Source organism: Prosthecobacter sp., from assembly GCF_044378005.1.
GTDB lineage: Bacteria > Verrucomicrobiota > Verrucomicrobiia > Verrucomicrobiales > Verrucomicrobiaceae > Prosthecobacter.
The window spans coordinates 14,601-33,267 of sequence record NZ_JBILYB010000030.1; the positions used below are offsets into that span (position 1 = coordinate 14,601).

7 protein-coding genes are annotated in these 18,667 nt (G+C 57.4%); 5 read left to right on the top strand and 2 right to left on the bottom strand.

Annotation, left to right across the window (positions count from 1 at the left end):
• Positions 1-128: 128 nt before the first annotated feature.
• The gene (locus tag AC6FTP_RS08585) at positions 129-5,561 is read left to right on the top strand and encodes a choice-of-anchor D domain-containing protein (RefSeq protein ID WP_497206499.1); all 5,433 of its coding nucleotides are present in this window, start codon (positions 129-131) and stop codon (positions 5,559-5,561) included.
• Between the two features lie 32 nt (positions 5,562-5,593).
• On the opposite strand, the gene AC6FTP_RS08590 is transcribed toward AC6FTP_RS08585, so the two are convergent.
• Positions 5,594-6,766 carry an NAD(P)/FAD-dependent oxidoreductase gene (locus tag AC6FTP_RS08590; RefSeq protein WP_497206500.1) on the bottom strand — a complete coding sequence of 391 codons (1,173 nt, stop codon included), beginning with the start codon at positions 6,764-6,766 and terminating at the stop codon, positions 5,594-5,596.
• Between the two features lie 261 nt (positions 6,767-7,027).
• Here AC6FTP_RS08590 and AC6FTP_RS08595 point away from each other — a divergent pair, with 261 nt between their 5' ends.
• From AC6FTP_RS08595 to AC6FTP_RS08610, 4 genes are all read left to right on the top strand, one after another.
• Positions 7,028-13,492 (top strand): Ig-like domain-containing protein, encoded by a 6,465-nt coding sequence (locus AC6FTP_RS08595; RefSeq protein ID WP_497206501.1) that lies wholly within the window; start codon positions 7,028-7,030, stop codon positions 13,490-13,492.
• Positions 13,493-13,557: 65 nt separating this feature from the next.
• Positions 13,558-14,472, top strand: coding sequence for a sugar phosphate isomerase/epimerase family protein (locus AC6FTP_RS08600; RefSeq protein ID WP_497206502.1), 915 nt, complete (start codon positions 13,558-13,560; stop codon positions 14,470-14,472).
• 88 nt (positions 14,473-14,560) lie between these two features.
• Positions 14,561-16,909 (top strand): FAD-dependent oxidoreductase, encoded by a 2,349-nt coding sequence (locus AC6FTP_RS08605; RefSeq protein ID WP_497206503.1) that lies wholly within the window; start codon positions 14,561-14,563, stop codon positions 16,907-16,909.
• Between the two features lie 24 nt (positions 16,910-16,933).
• Positions 16,934-17,683 carry a metallophosphoesterase family protein gene (locus AC6FTP_RS08610; RefSeq protein ID WP_497206504.1) on the top strand — a complete coding sequence of 250 codons (750 nt, stop codon included), beginning with the start codon at positions 16,934-16,936 and terminating at the stop codon, positions 17,681-17,683.
• 40 nt (positions 17,684-17,723) lie between these two features.
• Here AC6FTP_RS08610 and AC6FTP_RS08615 read toward each other — a convergent pair whose 3' ends face one another.
• Complete coding sequence (locus tag AC6FTP_RS08615; protein WP_497206505.1) at positions 17,724-18,647, bottom strand: metallophosphoesterase; 924 nt, start codon at positions 18,645-18,647, stop codon at positions 17,724-17,726.
• Positions 18,648-18,667: the final 20 nt, after the last annotated feature.

Below are 18,667 nucleotides of genomic sequence, written 5' to 3' on the forward strand. Positions count from 1 at the left end.
AACCAACTTTTGGAGCTTCTGGATCCATTGTGGCGCGCAATAAATGCGCATAAAAGGCTATGCTGAGGATAGCCAAATGTAAGGTTTGTGTCGTTGGTTCAGGTGCCGTCATCAACCAAGACACAACTATGAAAACGCTCAAAAATAAGTCTGCTGTATCAAAGCCTAAGACATCAGGAGTGTGGAGAAAAGCTTTGCTGATTCTGTTAATTCTCGTTGCAGGGGGGCTTTCGTGGCGAGGGGCATTCGTTGGTGAGCAGCAGGGTGACAACATATCTAGTTCCATGCGGGCTGATTCGATGAAGTCTGCCCCCTTTCCTGAAAGGGTTCTGGCGGATGCGCTGTCAACTTCATCCAGCCTTCGAAGTGAAGGCGGCAAGAGGGATTCTGTGGAGCAAAAGACACTGTGGCAGGCGTTCCAAAGTGTGCGTTACCAAATCCAATCGCCGGATTCCGCCGAACTTGATCTTCCGGGGAATAAAGGTGTTCGCTTTTTTGCTGCAAACCCAAGCCAGCAGATCGTGGCTCGTTTTTCTGATTACGGAGCTGAATTGAGCTCAGGACTCCAGGGAAAGTGGGGTGTCAATGTTCACGCAACATACTGCCGAAGGGGTGAGGATCGCCAGTCTCTTGATGGTGCTATCAAGCCCACGGCCAGCGGTAGCCGGGTCGAGTATGCCCGCGGCGGATTAATCGAGTGGTTTGACAATTCCCCAAGTGGAATTGAGCATGGATTTACGGTTCTCCATAAACCCTTTGAACAAGGTTCCAGTGAATTGGAGGTGGGTATAAGTCTGGCTGGTCTGAAGTCAAAATCTTATCAAGGAGGTGTCCAGCTGGTGTCTGAAATGGGCGGCAATGTGATGGCTTACGACAAGCTATTGGTCTGGGATGCTAACGGAAAGAAACTGCCCGCTTTGATGAAGGCATCAGCTCAAGGAGCTTCAATCCTCGTTGCTGATGCGGGCGCTGTTTATCCGATTACGATTGACCCCCTCTTCACTTCATTTGAAGCCAAACTAGGCATCGGGGAGCTTGAGTGCGGACGTCCAGGCGACTCTCTGGGGCATTCTGTGGATGTTTTGGGTGACCGAGCTGTCGTAGGTGCTCCTGGGGATGACAGTCTTCTCGGCACAGATGCTGGTGCTGCCTATCTCTTCGAGCGTTCGGGAACGACGTGGACGCTGGTCGCTAAACTCAAGGCCAAGGATGGCAAGGCGGGGGATCGATTGGGGGGTGTCGTCGCCTTGGGTGATGGGTATGCTCTAGCTGGTGCCAGACTGGCCGACCTCCCGGGCAAAGATGATGCTGGAGCGGTGTATTCCTTTGGTGTCGTGACAGGCATGTGGGCACAGACAGCCAAGACGGTGGCACGAATTCCTGCTGCAGGTTCGTGGTTCGGAGAAAGTCTTTCGGTAGATGGCACCCAACTGTTGATTGGAGCGCCGAATGGCAACAGTGGCAAAGGAAGCGCCTACGTCTTTGCGCGAGCTGGCTCCACGTGGACTCAGAAAGCTATTTTAACAGCATCCGATGGCATTGCTGGTGATGGCTTTGGCGGTTCAGTTTCGATCCGAGGTGGAACGGCATTTGTCTGCGCACCGCAGAGGGACACGACAAAGGGTGGGGCTTATGTCTTCAGTGGAAGTGGAACCACATGGACTCAGGACCAAACGCTCACACTCACTGATGGTGTGGCAGGTGATTTCTTTGGTGACGCGGCGAGTCTTGGCGCTGACGCTGCCATCATTGGCGCGCCCGGACGCACAACCATCTCCGCTCCTGGATCTGGTGCGGCATTCGTTTTCCGTAAACCAGCAACGACATGGACACAAACTCAGCAAATCCTTTCCTCGGACATTGCAGAGGGGGATCGCTTTGGGGCCGCTATCAGCCAGTATGGTAAAGTGGCCATCATCGGCGCTCCGGGTGACGATGTCATCAACCCGAATGAAGGCAGCGCCTATCTGTTCAGTGATGTCAGTGGAACTTTCACACAGGATGCAAAGCTGACCGCCACAGGTGGTCGCTCTGGCGACTGGTTTGGCAGCTCCGTTGCTGTAGATCTAACCACGGCTGTGGTTGGAGCCTTCCAAGCTGACCCAGACGGCTTTAATGGCTCACCTTCGATCGATCAAGGCTGCATCTATGTGTTCCGCCTCTTCACTGTTTCGGGATCTGATATTGCTGTGAAAAGTCCCAGTGGGGCCACCACTGAGGAGATGGCCGCTGAACTCGTCGATGAGTCTTCCTTGGATTTTGGCGGTGTGATCACCCAGACGTCTGCACAGCGTCAGTTGGTCATTCGTAATCTGGGTTCTGCCTCGCTGACCAATTTGAAAGCGCTCATTTCAGGGGCCAATGCCAGTCTTTTCAAGATCGCGGCAGCACCACCAAGCTCCTTGGCTCCAGGGGAATCCTTTGTTCTTACCATCTCCTTCACCCCTACCAGCACTGGCGGCAAACAGGCATCTGTTCGCGTCAGCAGCAGTGACGCTGATGAAAGCGCACTTGATGTGGCACTCAGTGGAACGGGATTGGAAGCCACGGAAGTTGTGGTCACTGATCCGAAATCGCAGATCGTCGCACTCGGGGCAGTAGCAAGTTTCTCCGTTGTGCCTGGTGGCGTTCCGGTGCCGACCCTCCAATGGCGCAAAGCTGGTCGCAGCATCAAAGGCGCGACACGAGCTTCCTATCGTTTTAAAGCAGAACTTTCGGATGCTGGCAGTTATGACGTGGTTGCCACGAATGTTGGCGGCAGTGACACATCGGACTCAGCATCTCTTGCGGTGGTGGACACAACTCTTCGAAATCTGTATCTCCCGGTTGGAGCGCGTGCCACGATGACTGTTGTTGCGGCTGGTGCGGGACTAACATTTGACTGGAGGAAGGAAGGCGGACCCCTGGGGACAAGCCCGAAGGTCGTCATATCTGCTGATGGTAAAACGCTGACCATCAATAACCTCGAGGAGTCAGACATGGGCAGTTACAACTGTCTTGTGACGTCACCTGGTGGCGAGCTTGCTGGTGGCAGGTATAACCTGACAGTTTTCTCCGAAGCTCCCGCATTTTTGGAGTTCGGACTTCCTCCTGCGCGCGTGACTTGTGCCTACTCTTTCCAAGTGCCCTACGACACGGCACCTGCTCTGACGCCAACACGCTTCACCGCCACGGGACTGCCTGCTGGGATTTCTATCGACCCAGTCACAGGACTCATTTCTGGGATTCCGACCGGCACAGGAAACAGTCAGCGTGAAGTGACGATCACGGCCAGTAATTCATTTGGAAGCACCTCAGCAACAAAGACTCTCTACATCTATGGATTACCCTGCGGTGTGGTCGGTGAGTTCAAAGGGTTGATTCAGCGCGACGGCGGGCTAAACGGCGGATTCGGCGGTTACTTTGACCTCGAGATCGCGGCCACAGGTATCTTCACCGGTTCTCTGACACTCGGCGCAGACAAGCATCCCTTCTCTGGCTCGCTGAAATATTGCGACGATATGTACTCCAAAATGACAACGACGGTCATTGTGGCACGAAAGAACATGAGTTCGGTGACAGTCGTGTTCGAGATCGACTCTTACAACAACACGCTCACTGGCTATGTGACTGATCGCATCAATACGCCCTGGACCTTCATGGATTTCGTCGGCCAGCCAAATGTGGCGGGCAGCAGTGACGGCAAGGGGGCAGATGCCACCTTCAATTGCCCAACGGGTTTGGCCAGAGACAAGCAGGGCAATCTCTATGTGGCTGACACTGATAATCATGTGATACGCCGCGTATCTCCTGCCGGTGACGTGGTGGTCTTTGCTGGTGTCCCTGGCGTGCCGGGGAGTGGAAATGGTTGTGGTTCTGAAGTGGGATTCAATTCCCCACGAGGAATCGCGGTGGATGCGCGAGGATTCCTCTTCGTGGCAGACACTGGCAATCACACGATCCGACAGATCACCTCGGAAGGTAAGGTCACGACCATCGCAGGCTCCGCCACCAATGCAGGCAGCACTGATGGCCCGGCAGATAGCGCTAGATTCCAATCACCCGCAGGCATCGCATTGGGGGCAGACGGCTCTCTTTTCATCACAGACATGACCGCTCACAACATCCGTAAGCTGTCTGGGGGCAGCGTTTCCACTGTTGCTGGCAAGGCTGGTGTTGCAGGTGCAAAAAACGGCACGGGCACCGCTGCGGAATTCAACACACCCATGGGGATCGCCATTCTACAGAACGAGTCACTGCTAGTGGCTGACAGCGGCAATCATTGCATCCGTGAAGTGTCCATCAGCCGCCGGACAGTTACTACATTCGCTGGCGCACTGGGTGTCGGTGGAGATGCCGATGGCAAAAAAGCGGATTCGCGGTTCCTGCATCCCTCGGATGTGACCACGGACACCCGCGGCAATGTATTCGTCACTGATACGAGCAACGGCACAGTCCGGCGCATCAACACCTTTGGCATCGTCACCACGATCACCGACCCATGTCAGGATAATTTGGATAACATGTATGATCCAAGAACCGCGCAGCCGGGCTACTATGATTGTTGTATCCCCACTTTGGACGAATCACCATTCCGTGAGCCCGTCGGAATAGTGTTCGCGGCTGGTAAACTCTATGTGTCTGATTGTTATTATCACACCATTCAGACAGGCAGCGCCGATAAGTCCTGCGAAATTGCCATCAATGCGGTCAGGAAACCCTGGGGGAATGATTCCGTCAGTGTGACCGCAAAGAAGAACACGACCAATGGCTGTAGTTTCCCTCCCGCCACACTGTATGCCGGCACTTATAAATTCATTCTCGACCCATGCGAGAGTGCTCGTAGCGAGCCTTCGATCTATCCTCAGGGTACTGGCTTTGGCACTCTTACCGTATTGAGCAACGGAACGGTGAACTGCGTGGGCACCTTGTCTGATGGAACAACCGTTACCGGCAGCAGCATCCTTGGAGGCAGCAGTTATCAGATGTATTACGATGCCTACAACAAGATACCTTTGTTCTTTATGCTCTACGGGAACACGGGGTCTGTGCAGGGCTGGCATCAGATATCAGTCTATAGCATGAATAATTCGGCTCCACAGACGCAAACTCAAAGCAGCAAGTATGTGGGTGGCTGCATGGACTGGTGGAAAAACTCTCAGATTAGTCCTAGTGGGGCCTACCCAGATGGATTCCCACTGCATGGATTGCAGGTGGTCGGTGAAGAGAAATCATCCTCGAATGAGACCGTCGTGGGCAGCTACTTCCCCCAATCGTCCAACAATGCCCGATTTGAACTCCTTGGACATGGTTTGGCAGCTGGGTTCACCCAGATTTTCACGCTAAACGCCAACAACAGCACCAGCATGCCCTCAGGCTCTGGGAATCCGAACGACTTAAGCTTCACCTTCAGTGGCAGCACCTTCCAGTTCAACGGCTCTTACAGGGCTGGCCAGTCCAGTCCGACATCGAACTTCAAAGGTGTGTTTCTCAAGATCTACGGGCGTGGCTATGGCTTCAGCATGCTAGACAACCGTTCCCATCAGGTTCAGTTCACCCCACAAAGTTCCCAGCCAAATTAAATCCTGATTCAGCAAATGAAGCTCGGGCAGGGTTAATCTCCCGCCCGAGCTTTTTCTTTGGCTAGATTTGCGTATTCGCGCCAGGCGAAACGCTTGAGCCAGACATTTGATTTTCTCTCCACAGCATCCGCGATCAGTTCGCCAAGCACTGGGGTGAATTTGAAAGCATGGCCTGAATCACCGCCTGCTACAACGAGCCCGGGATGATCGGGATCATGGTCGATGAGGAAGTGGCCATCGAAGCTGTCGCCGTACAAGCAGATGCGTGTGGACGCTAAAGATGCATCAGCGAGTGAGGGGAAAGTTTCTCTCAGGAAGGTACGGAACCGCTGTTCTTCGCCATCAGGCATCACCCGCGGCTCGCTGGCACGGACGCGGCGGCCAGGGCCATGATTCGCCACTTTCACGATGCCTTCGGCATTTGACGGAAAACCATACCAGCCCGTGGTGCCGATATCGGCAGCCCACACGGGGAAGGTCGGCGCACGCCAGTCTCCAGGGTTGGATGGAAGGAAGTGAAACACTGGCTGCGCCGTGGCCCAAAGCCGGTCACTCAACCATGGCAGATACTCCGTGGTCCATGCTCCGAGCGCGGATATGGTCACGTCGGCTCGCCATTCATGGCCGTATGCGTCTTTCATGCCGCAGATGCTGCGGCCTTCTTCGATCCACTGACCGAAGGGCACATTCTCATGGATCACCACACCAGCATTCAGCGCGTCCTGTTTCAAGCGTGCCACCACACGTCCACTCTCGCCCCAGCCGCCGCATGAGTTGAGGTAGCCATTGGGAAAGGACTCCGCCTTCCACTGCGGATGGTTTTGCTGCAAAAGAGCGCTGTTCATGCGCACGAGTCGGTGCCCGCGAGCGGAGAGAAAAGCATGGCTATCGTGTTCAAAGGAACCGGGAAGCATTTCGCCACGCGTCATGATCAGAAAGCCATCCTCATGATAGAGTTTCTCACCCCAACGGGCATTCCATTCATGCCAGCGCTGGATCGAGAGTTCACCCATCGCGGTGTATTGATCGTCGCTGGCGTAGTCCATGCGGATCACCTTGTTGATATCCGTGGATGCTGCGTCGGGATGAGGGATGGAACCCGCATCCAGAAGCGTGACCTGCCAACCACGAGCACGCAACTCAAGGGCCGAAGTGAGACCAAAAACGCCGCCGCCGAGGACGAGAACTGTGAATGAGTATGCCATGATGCGTAGAATCACGGATGACAGCATCATGGAATCCATGACGCAACCTCACAACGAGTCAATGCGGGCCCGATGAAGGGCAATCTAAGCACGGAAGGCACTGGCGGGCGACTGTATGTGGGAGCGTAACTAACCTTGGAACCGTGAATTCCGCCCAACCAGCCCGCCAGTAATCCGCAGGCACCGCGTCCTGGCATGTCCACGTCCTTTTTTATGAAACCACACACACACCCCACCCCATCCCCACGTCGCCTTACGTCCGTGCTCGCACTGGCCGCAGGCTTCATGCTGAGTCTTCCTGCCTTTGGCGGGACGGCTGGAACTTGGTATTCCATTCGCACGAATGGCGTGCCCCAAAGCCCCACCAATCTCTCCCGAGGCCAGTCGGGAGATCTTTGGATCACCTCGGAATCGAACAATGAAAAGGGCGCCTGGCGCTGGCCTGCGGCGGGAAACCTGCTGCACATCGCCGGACAGTCTGCCGACAACAATCTCGGCGAAGATGTGAACATGCTGGTGAAGCCTGAGCTGGCTGGCAAGGACGTGACCTATGTCGTCGATGACTCGGATGGAAACACTTGGTATGCCACCTATGCACATGGCGTGCTGGTGCAGAAGGCGGACAACTCCTGGGTGACCTTCAACACCACGGAAACAGGCGTTCGCAACCTCGCCGACAATCACATCTGGCGAATCCGTTTTGCGGCGGGTGGCAATACCATCCTCGTCGGTCCTCTCGGGGCCTATGTGGTGGATAGTGCCTTTGCGATCACCCAGCAGCGGACAGGTGTTATTTACAACAATGACCACATCCAGGACGCGATGAAGGACAGCGCTGGAAACTGGTGGGTGCTGACGAATCGCGGACCACATCGCGGCAGCAGCCTGCTGAATGCAGCGCATGTCTCCACGCTCTACAGCGGCGTTTCGAACGTGCCTCAGAATGATACTCCTGCGAACCGCATCGAGCAGGATGCCAGCGGGAACCTCTGGTTCATCGTCAATGGCTACGGCGGCGACGGTATCTACTGCCTTACCACGGCGGATGTGTGGGAAAAATACACGGCGGCAAATGTCGGCGTCGCAGGACTGGCCGCCGCTGACCTCAGCATCGCGGCAAATGGGGATGTGTGGTTCGGCCTGCTTTATGGAAATGCGACCCGCTGGGGGAATGGCATCGCTCGCTTCCGCCGCGGCAGCGGATGGTGGCGCGTGGACATGAAGGATCTGAACATCCAGAGCTACTCCGTGACCTCCGTGGAGCTCATCGGCAACAAGCTCTGGTTCACCTCTGGCTACAACCCAGAGATCACCGGCAACGGCACGGGCGTGCACTACCTCACATTGGATGCGAACGGGGATAAAACTGGTCTGCAATCCTACGACTACATGACCTCCAGCAATACGGTGCCTTCCAACCGCTGCCGTGCGGTGGCGGCGGACAAGAGCGGCAATGTCTGGTTTGGCGCCTACGACCGAACCACCCTGTCGCGCCGCAAAGCCAATGGAACTTGGGAAACCTGGAACGGCACAGCGGGTGAAGGCATGACGACCTTCCCGATCAATTTCGGCATCGTGGCCATCGGCGTGGACTCGGCAAACATCGTCTATTTCGTCACGCATGACACACCACCCTTCGCCTACAATGCGAACACTGGTCAGTGGATGAACCTGCCGAATGCAGGTATCATCGACTACCCCTACGGCCTCTTCATCGACAAACAGGACAACAAGTATTTCTACTGCGCGGATGGAGCCTACAAGCTCAGTGCGGACAACGCCGTCTGGACGGCCTATCCCACGACGGGTCCCGGCACGGGGCTGGCGGATCAGATAGTCGATAACGGCGTGCGTGTGGACCGCTACGGCAACGTCTGGTTCGGCACTCGCGGTGGACTCTCCATGCTCAGCATTGAGGGAACGTGGACTAATTTTACTGGTGCCATGGCTTATAAACCGGTGCTGGATGACATCGGCGAAGTCTGGACGACCACGGGCCAAAAGTATGACTATATCACGAAGACATGGATCACCCCCGAAGACAACTCCGCCTGGGCCAACCGCAACATCACTTTCCCGAATGGCACGGTTTTCATGGGCACGGATAGATCCAGAGCACGCGGCATCGTTGTGGACTTCACCGGCAGTGGCGGACGCACCGCGCTGGATGACGACATGATGACGCTGGGCCTGGATGGCACGGTTTATCAGGGCCAGTGGGCCTTTTCCAGTGACCTCGGCGTGATCGCCTTCCAGCCACCTGTGGATGCCCTCAGTATCTCGCCCGGCAGTCGAGATCATAACTCCGGAATCTCCACCGGGCATGAGATCACCGTCGCGGCCAATCGTGCGTGGAGTGTCAGCACCTCAGCACCATGGATCGGCATCGCCCAAGGTGAATCTGGGGCTGGAGACGGTCTCATCCGTTATGCACTGGCTGCGAATGCCAACCCAGGTGCCATGTCGAGAAGCGGCACGATCACGGTCACGACCCAGGGCGGCCTCACGCAAACCTTCAACGTGAATCAGAGTGGTCGTGAGCCAGTCCCGACGGGTGAACTGCTGACCAATCCCAGCTTTGATACGGCAGATGGAGCTGGATGGAACATCGCCACCGCCGCGACACGCGCCACGATGTTTGCTACCGCTGGCGAGGCGAACATGCATGTCTCTGTCGTGCCCGTTAAGTTGCTCTGGCAGCCTGTGAGCGTGACCAACCCCGGCGGCATGGCTTTCAAAGTCAGCATGACGCTGCGCAGCGGCAACTTCCCAGCCGGACGCTCTGTGGCGGTGTATCTCGATTACGTCGATGCCACGGATGTGCCGCAGCGGCTGCAAGTCTTTGCTTTGGAGAACAGCGACATCTCACCGAGCTCCTCCTACTTTGAAACGCAGATCACGCTGCCTGGAGATGCGAAGCAGCTCACGGCCTTCAGTGTGGATCGCAATGGTCCGGGAGAGTTTTGGGCAGAGGACTTCAGCCTTCAGGCACTCGGCTACGCAACGCCCATCGTCTCCGTCTCGCAGTTGCAGGCCATCGGTTACTCGGCGGATATGCCGCTTAATGGCAACTACCTGCTGCTGCATAACATTGATGCTTACTCGACTGCCTTCAGACCGAACGGGCTGGGCTTTGATCCCATCGGCGGAACTTTGGAAACACCGTTCCCCTTCACCGGGTCCATCGATGGCTACGACAACAGCATCGACAACCTCATGATCAATCGTCCGGAGATGAACACGGTGGGTCTCGTGCGCATCCTCGCTGGCCGTGGTGTCATTCGTCGCGTGGCGTTGGTCGGCGGTGGCATTCGTGGCCGCAGTGATGTTGGGGCTTTTGTCGGTATGAATGACAACAGCACGCTGCTGCGCTGCTCATCCCAGACTCCTGTTACAGGCGTGGGCAATGTGGGTGGCCTCATCGGCAACAATCACTCCGGGCAGATCATCGAATGCGCTTCGATCGCTCCTGTGGCAGCACTCGATAATGGCATCAGCCAGCAGGGAGCTGCGGGTGGTCTTGCAGGTCTGAACATGGGCATGATCCGTGACAGCTTTGCCAAGGGTCTGCTTTATGCCGACAACCATTACAGCATCGGCGGTGTGGCAGGCACGAATCTCGGCCAAGGCATCATCCAGCGTACTTATGCCGCTGGTCCCATCAGCGCGGACGATACAGCCAACGTCGGCGGACTCGTCGGTGATGCGATGGACTCGGTTTATGTGCAGTCGAGCTTCTGGGATACTGACGTTACTGGCAAAACGACCTCCGATGGCGGCACCGGACGCACCACAGCGCAGATGAAGCAGCAGGCGACCTTCACAAGCTGGGATTTTGCCGCCGTCTGGGACATCCGCGAAGACCTTGAGCGACCCTTCCTGCGCGGTTTGACCACCCAGCTCGTGCCGCCTGTGGAGATCACACAGGCTCCCGTGAATGCCACGGGCAATGTCGGTGCCACCGCGCAGTTCACGGTGCAGGCTATCGGCGGACTGCCACCGCTCGCCTACCGCTGGCAGCGTGCACAAAGCGATGTGGCGAACGGCACCAAGTACACCGGTGCCACTACGGCCACACTCACCTTCAACAACCTCCAACTGACCGACAATGGCGCACTCTTCAGAGTCGTCGTCACGGACTCTGTGGGTGAGACCGTCACCAGCGCTGAAGTCAGCCTCACGGTGAACTCCGCACCGACAGCCGTTACACAGGCGGCCACCTTCATCGCTGCGACTCGAGCAGACGTCGCGGGTCAAGTGAATGCCTTCGGACTGCAAACGACCGTCCAGTTCCTCTGGGGTCTGACCTCCACCACGCTGAACAACACCATCGACGGCAATCCGAACCTGCTGAGCAACTCCGCAGCCACACCCGTCTCCGGAGCCATCTTTGGCCTCCAGCCAAACAAAACCTACTTCTACCGCATCAGCGCTCAAAACAGCGTCGGCACCACTTTGGGAGCCGTGATGAGCTTCAAGACTCCGGTGGCAGTCGCTCCGCTCGTGACTACTTTGGCTGCGACAGACATCACCAGTTCCGGTGCCAGGCTGAAGGGCAAAGTGAACCCCAAAGGTGTCGAAGCCTTTGTCGGTTTCGACTACGGACTTACGACAGCCTACGGCAATGGATTCCCTGCGGAGCAGCACTTTGTAGATGGCAACACCGAGACTCAGGTTTGGGCCGTGATCACCGGCCTGCAAGCCCACACGAAGTACAACTTCCGTGTCCATGCCCACAGCGACAATGGCGATGCCAACGGTGGCAATCTTACCTTCACCACACTCAACAACGGCCCAACCGCCGAGCCCGACAGTTATGATGCCCGCCCCGGTGGTGTGCTGACCTTGGATGTGCTCGACAATGACACCGATCCCGATGGAGACCCGCGCAGCCTCGTCAGCTTCACCGCACCACCTGCCTCAGCCGGCAAAGTGACCAAGGCAGGTAACAACCTCGTCTTCACTGCCGCGACCACCTTCCCGGTCACGGGCACGAGCTTCATCTACACCATGAAGGATGGCTTTGGCGGCACGGACACAGCCACCGTGACCATCAACTCCACCGGAGCCATCATTGATCCAACCACCAAGATCATCGCTTCCGCCAGCACCAGCTATCCCGTCACCATCACCACCGATGGCGGCTGGAGCGCGGTGGAAAGTCTGACCTGGGTTGCCGTCTCGCCTCTGAGCGGTTATGGCGACGGCAGCGTCACTATCAACGTGCTGCCGAATGCATCTAAAACACAGCGCTCGGGAACGGTCGTCATCGCTGGCATCGCTCACAGCATCACTCAGGCAGGTGTTATCGCACCGCAGTTGATGGTACCCAATCCGATTCCTGAAGGCATCGTCGGTGGCACTTACAGTCTCGTTATCCCGACGCTGAATGCACCGGTGACATACACCGCCACGAATCTGCCGAAGGGTCTGAGCATTGTTCAGGCCACCGGCACCATCACCGGACGCCCCACGGAGGCTGGTACCAAGCGTGTGGTCATCAAAGCCATCAACGCGGCCGTTACCACGGCTGTCAGCATTGAGTTCGACATTAAGATCAATCCCTTCCCCATCGCCGCAGGCGGCACATTCACTGCGCTGATTGATCCGGGTGAGTCCATCAATCAAAACCTTGGTGGTCATCTGTCCTTCACCTCCACAACGCTCGGTGCTCTGAGTGGCACGCTGAAGCTTGGCAATTCAAGCCAGACCTTCAAAGGAGCCTGGGAGATCCCGCTCACAGGGGATGCGACGGCCCAGATCCAAATTCCGCGTAACGGTGATACGCCTTTGTCAATCAATCTGGTGCTCTATCTCAATGATCGCATCAGGCTGGACGCTGGAATCCAAGGCACTATCAGCGAGCTGGTGATGGGCGGCGAAACGGTCGATCTCTCAGGCTATCGCCACGCCTGGCCCACTGGCGGCTCACCTGCGCCTTATGAGGGCAGTTACACGGCTACTTTGGGCGCACCGTTGGCTCCTGGCACAGGTGACATCGCACCCGCAGGTCCAGGTTATTTGATCGTCAGCAGCACGAATGCAGGTGTTGTCACTTGGTCAGGCAAGGTGGCTGATGGCACCACGATCATCACGGGCAGTTCATACCTATGGCCCAGCGCCCGCTTCCCAATCTTCCAGAGTCTCTATGCAGGCAAAGGCTCCGTCTTGGGTGAGCCGATGATCAACTTCCCGTCGAAGAGTCTCGTCGGGGCTGTGCACTGGCTCAAGAAGCCTCAGTTGGTCCTGCAATATCCAAATGGCATCGAGACTGATCTCGCCGTCGCAGGCAATGCCTACACACCCCCTGACAAAGGATTCCCCGTGCTGGGATTGGACAACGTCAACGGCGGGGAGACCAACGCCAAGGTGCAATTCGCAGGAGGTGATGTCGAGTCGGCGGCGCAGTTCTTGAAGCTCACCCAATTCTGCCGTGTCACGAATACTCATACAGTCACCTTCTCGACGAGCACCATAGTGAATCCAACCGCGATGAAGATAACCACCTTGAATGCCAAGACTGGCTTTTTCAAAGGCAGCTTCACTTTGAAGGATCGTGTGCCCGTGGTCTCCCGCAGTGTGAGCTTTGAAGGTGTGCTCGACTCGGCCCTTGGCACTGGCACCGGATTCTTCCTGCTCAGTGAGCTGCCCACCACACCTGCAACGAGCGTTGCCAAGACACTTCAGCGAGCAGGCACGGCTTACCTCCTGCCGCCTGATATGTGACGCCCTTTTCGGTGAGCGAGAATGAGCGTGCGTCATCATGAGAACTGCGCTCTCATTCTCCCACCATGAAACTCGGATTCGTCACTGCCATCCTCCCGGAGCTCTCGTTTGAGAATGTACTCTCTTTCGCCCGCCACGAAAACTTCACTACGATTGAGGTCATGTGCTGGCCGGTCGGCAAAGCAGAACGCAAGTATGCAGGTGTCACGCATATCGATGTCTCCTCGATGACGAAGACGATGGCGCAGGACATCCTCGCGCGCTGTCAGGATCAGGGCGTGGAAATCAGTGCCCTCGGCTACTACCCGAACATGCTCGATCCAGATGCGGAGACCTCGCGTGTCGCCGTAGCGCATTTCAAAAAGGTCATCGCCGCAGCCCCGAAGCTTGGTTTGAAAAACGTGAATGGCTTCGTTGGGCGTGACTGGACAAAGACCGTCGATGACAACTGGCCGCGCTTTCTGAAAATTTGGAAGCCCATCATCGCCTTCGCCGAGGATCATGGCGTGAAGATTGGCATCGAGAACTGCCCTATGTCCTTCACCCGCGATGAATGGCCGGGCGGCAAAAATCTCATGACCACACCCGCCATCTGGCGGCGTGCCTTTAGTGATATCAGCTCAGCGAACTTCGGTCTGAACTACGACCCGAGTCACTTCATCCTGCAAGGCATGGACCCGTTGAGCCCGCTGGCGGAGTTCAAATCCAAGCTCTTCCACGTCCACGCCAAGGACGTAAAGATCGACCACGCCGCACTGAACGAAGTCGGCCGATTCGACTTCCCGCTGAAGTGGCACCAGCCCCGCATCCCCGGCTATGGCGACATCGACTGGGCGAAGTTCATGGGCGAACTCATGCGCATCGGCTACGACGGTCCTCTCTGCATCGAGGTCGAGGACGACACCTTCGGTAAAACCCTCGAAGGCCGCATGAAGGCGCTGAAGGTTGCCCGCAATGTCCTTGCGCCGTTCTTTGGATGAAAGCGAAGTTACTGTAACCGTCTGCTTGTGATTGTTATCCCGCCTGATCTGCGTTTAGGATCGCCTCTAAAAACCAACCCGACCTGCCATGAAAAAACTCCGCCTTTGTTTCGCTGCAATCGCCCTGTCCACCGCCGCTCAAGCTGAGCAGGTATGGATCGAAGCCGAATCCTTCACCACGCCCGGTGGCTGGGTGATGGATACTCAGTTCATCGACATCATGGGCTCCCCCTACCTCATGGCGCACGGCATGGGGAAAGTCGTCAAAGATGCGGAGACCGAAGTCAGTGCACCCGCAGGCAGCTACAGCGTCTGGGTTCGCACGAAAAACTGGGTAGCTCCCTTTGGCGTCACGGCTGAGGCTCCGGGGAAATTCCAGGTCAGCGTGAATGGAACGAAGCTGGAGAAGGTGCTCGGCACCGAGGGAAAAGACTGGGTTTGGGAGAAGGCGGGCTCCGCGAAGGTGGATGGCAAAGCCAAGATCGCTCTGCATGACTTGACGGGTTTCGATGGCCGAGTGGATGCGATTTTGTTCAGCAGTGATGAGGGCTTCACGCCTCCTGCTGATCTCGCCGCCACGAATCAACTTCGCCGCAAGCTGCTGGGCCTGCCGGAGAAAGCTCCTGAGTCGCAGGAGTATGATCTTGTGGTCGTCGGTGGCGGCTACTCTGGCATGGGCGCAGCGCTCTCGGGTGCTCGTCAGGCTTTGAAAGTGGCGTTCATTCAGAACCGCCCCGTGCTCGGCGGCAACGGCAGCAGCGAGATCCAAGTGTGGGCCATGGGCGGCACGCGTCGCGGCCTGTATCCGCACCTCGGTGAGATCGTGGAGGAGTTCGCGGATCGTGCGAGTAACAGCCCGGCCGCTGATCCGGCGGAGTACAATGACAAGCTCAAGGAAGACACCGTCAAAGCAGAGAAGAGCATCGACCTCTTCCTGAACACGCACGTCTATGGCGTGGAGATGACGAAGGATGACAAGAACATCCGCAGCGTGATCGGACTCGATGCCAAGACGGGTAAAGAGACGCGCTTCGTCGGCAAGCTCTTCGTGGATTGCACCGGTCATGGCAGTGTCGGCGCACTCGCTGGTGCACAGTTCATGATGGAAGAAAAAGGCCGCATGGGCATGAGCAACATGTGGGTGCTCAAAAAGCAGGACAAAGCCGTAAGTTGGCCCACCACGCCCTGGGCGCTCCAGATGGAGATGGGTGACTTCCCCGAGCCGCGTGCGCTGGAGCCAGTGGGCGTGAAAAACAAAGCCAACCTCACCGGCTTCGACCTTGGCTACACGCCAGTGCCGAACATGGGGGAGTATCTCCACGGCGAGTGGTTCTGGGAGAGCGGCTTCGACAAGCACCCGTTGAACGATCTCGAACTCATCCGCGACCATAACTTCCGCGCCGTCTATGGTGCCGTCTCCACTTTGAAAACCAAGGGCGGTGACAAATACGCACCCTATTACATGCAGTGGCTCGCCTACATCGGCGGCCCGCGCGAAAGCCGCCGCATCGTGGGCGACATGATTCTCAATGGCGAAGACATGGTCAAAGGCATCATCCATCCCGATGGCTGCGTGCCGACGACCTGGGACCAGGACCTGCATTACCCGAAGGAGCAGTATGCCGTGAAGTTCCCCGACAATCCTTTCATCAGCCGTGCCGAGTTCGGCAAGCACACGGACCGCAAGAACGGCTATCCCGTGCCCTATCGCTGCTTCTATTCCAAAGACATCGGCAACCTTTTCATGGCAGGCCGAACCATCAGCGTGGATCGCAATTCTCTCGGCTCCACACGCGTCATGCGCACCTGCGGCATGATGGGCGAGGTCGTGGGCAAAGCCGCCTGGATCTGCGTGCGCCACCACACCAGCCCACGCGGCGTGTATGAGCAGTACCTCGACATCCTCAAGGATCTCATGAACCAGCCCGGAGCGATGCGTCGCGACAGCCTCGAAGCCGCGCTCTACATGCCAGCGAACGCCAAGAAGCTCCCCGACACCGCCCTCAGTTCTGACAGCATCGACCCAAAGAAAATGGACGGCATCGTCATCGACGACGAAGACGCTGAACTCACCGGTACCTGGAGCAAGGGCGAAGGGCTCAAACCTTACGTCGGCAGCCACTACAGCTACGCCAGCGCCAAAGGTGCCAGCGCACGCTTCAGCTTCGCCGTCAAAGAAAGCGGCAGCTACGAAGTCCGCGCCTACTGGCAGCCGCATGAAAATCGTGCTAAAGCCGCCCCCATCACCATCCTTAGCGCTGACGGTGAGAAAATCGTCACGGTCGATCAATCCAAGCCCGCTAGTGGCAAGAACGGTGCGCAGTCGCTTGGCACCTTCAAGTTCAACGCCGGTGAAGAGGCCGCCGTCATCTTCCGCACTGAAGGCGCGAAGGGGAACGTTCATCTCGATGCCGTGCAGGTCGTGCCAGCGAAGTAGGTTCGACTCGCCATCAAAGCCAAAATGGGCGACGGTATCTTCATGCCGCCGCCCATTGCTTTTCTCAGTGACATTCACGGGAACCTGCCCGCGCTTCAATCCGTGCTGGCAGACATCGCAGAGCAGGGCGTTTCAGAGATTATCTGCCTCGGAGATGTCGTGGGCTATGGCGGACAGCCCGCCGAGTGCGTGGAGCTTTTGCGAGAGCGCGGCATCCCCACTCTGAAGGGCAATCATGATGCGATGGTGGCAGATGGAGGCACCGCAGAGGAGCGTGGCAGCGGCCTCATGAGCCTCATGTGGGATTGGACTGAACGCGCGCTGAGCTTCGAGCAACGAAGCTGGCTCGCCGAACTGCCAATGACTCTGGAAGGGCCGGATTTCCAAGCCGTCCATGCCATGCTTCCCCATCCTGAGGAATGGGGCTATGTGCTCACCGCTGCACATGCCGATCTGCATTTTGCTTATCAGACCAGGCCCCTGTGCTTCATCGGTCACACCCATCGCCCGGCCTTTTGGGTAGCGGGCGAGGATGTGGGCCGTGGCATCACGAGTCTGGAGTCCATCGACATGAACCGGAAGCAGCTCATCAACGTCGGCTCCGTGGGCCAACCGCGTGATGGCGACGAGTGCGCCTGCTACCTGCTTTACCGCCCCGATCATGCAGATGTCTGGTGGCGCCGCATACCCTATGACATCGGGGCCGCCCAGCGCGCCATCGAAGACGCCGGGCTGCCCATTAAATTCGCCGATCGTCTCCGATTTGGGAAGTGAACAGACTGACGAGGCCTGTTTGGGGCAGAGGATGATGAACTCAGGCACTGACAAATTTCTCCGCGCTAAGTATTCGTTCACCGTCCCAGCGGTAGGCGGTGAGTGGGTTGTTACCAAAGGCACCACTGTAGTCGAGGCAGGCGATGTTGGGAGCCAGGGGCGCACGCTCGCGCTCGGGTGGCAGCCAGTAGTGGCCGATGAAGACAGGCGACTCATCGGGGGCGTAGTTCGGCACGCGGCGGAGGTCTTCCGGTGCTGCATCTCCAGGCATGTCAAAGGGCTCCGGCATGGCGAGGTGGCTGACCTGTGCGGTCTCGGGGATGTCCCACCATCTCACGCGCACTTTGTGGCGGGCGATGCCTTCTTTGTCGTGGAAAAGGTGGTCGGGAGGCATGTCGATCTCGGGGCCTTTCAGCACGGCTTCGACTGCATGGAATTCGGGCGTTTCGTGCGTGGCGCTGGAATGGAGGAAGCCGTCATCCATGATGCTTCGCCCGCCGATGAGACGAACCGCAGCGGCATCCCACGAGGCATGGACGGCGCGCAGACCACCGAGATCGAGAAACATGGGCAGACGTTTCATCCAGGCCAGCCACTCGCTCCATTCCTCCAGATGGTTCTCGAATTGCCCCAGGGTAGCTTGGTGCTGCTTGATGTTCTTTCCGTGTCTGGGGCGCAGCCAGCCGCCATTGCCATCTGGGGCGGCGAAACTGACGGCATTGTACTCATGGTTCCCCATGATGGCGAGGGCGTCACCGGCATCTACCATGCCGCGCACGGTGTGCAATGTCTCGCGGATGGCGGGGCCGCGGTCGATGTAGTCTCCGAGGAAGATGACCTTTCTCCCGGCAGGGTGGCGGAACGTACTGCCTTGCGGCGTGTAACCGAGGTGTTGGAGGAGGTGAAGGATCTTGGCGTGGTGGCCGTGGATGTCGCCGATCAGGTCGTAGGGTTGGGGTTTCATGACGCAACCATCTTCGGCGA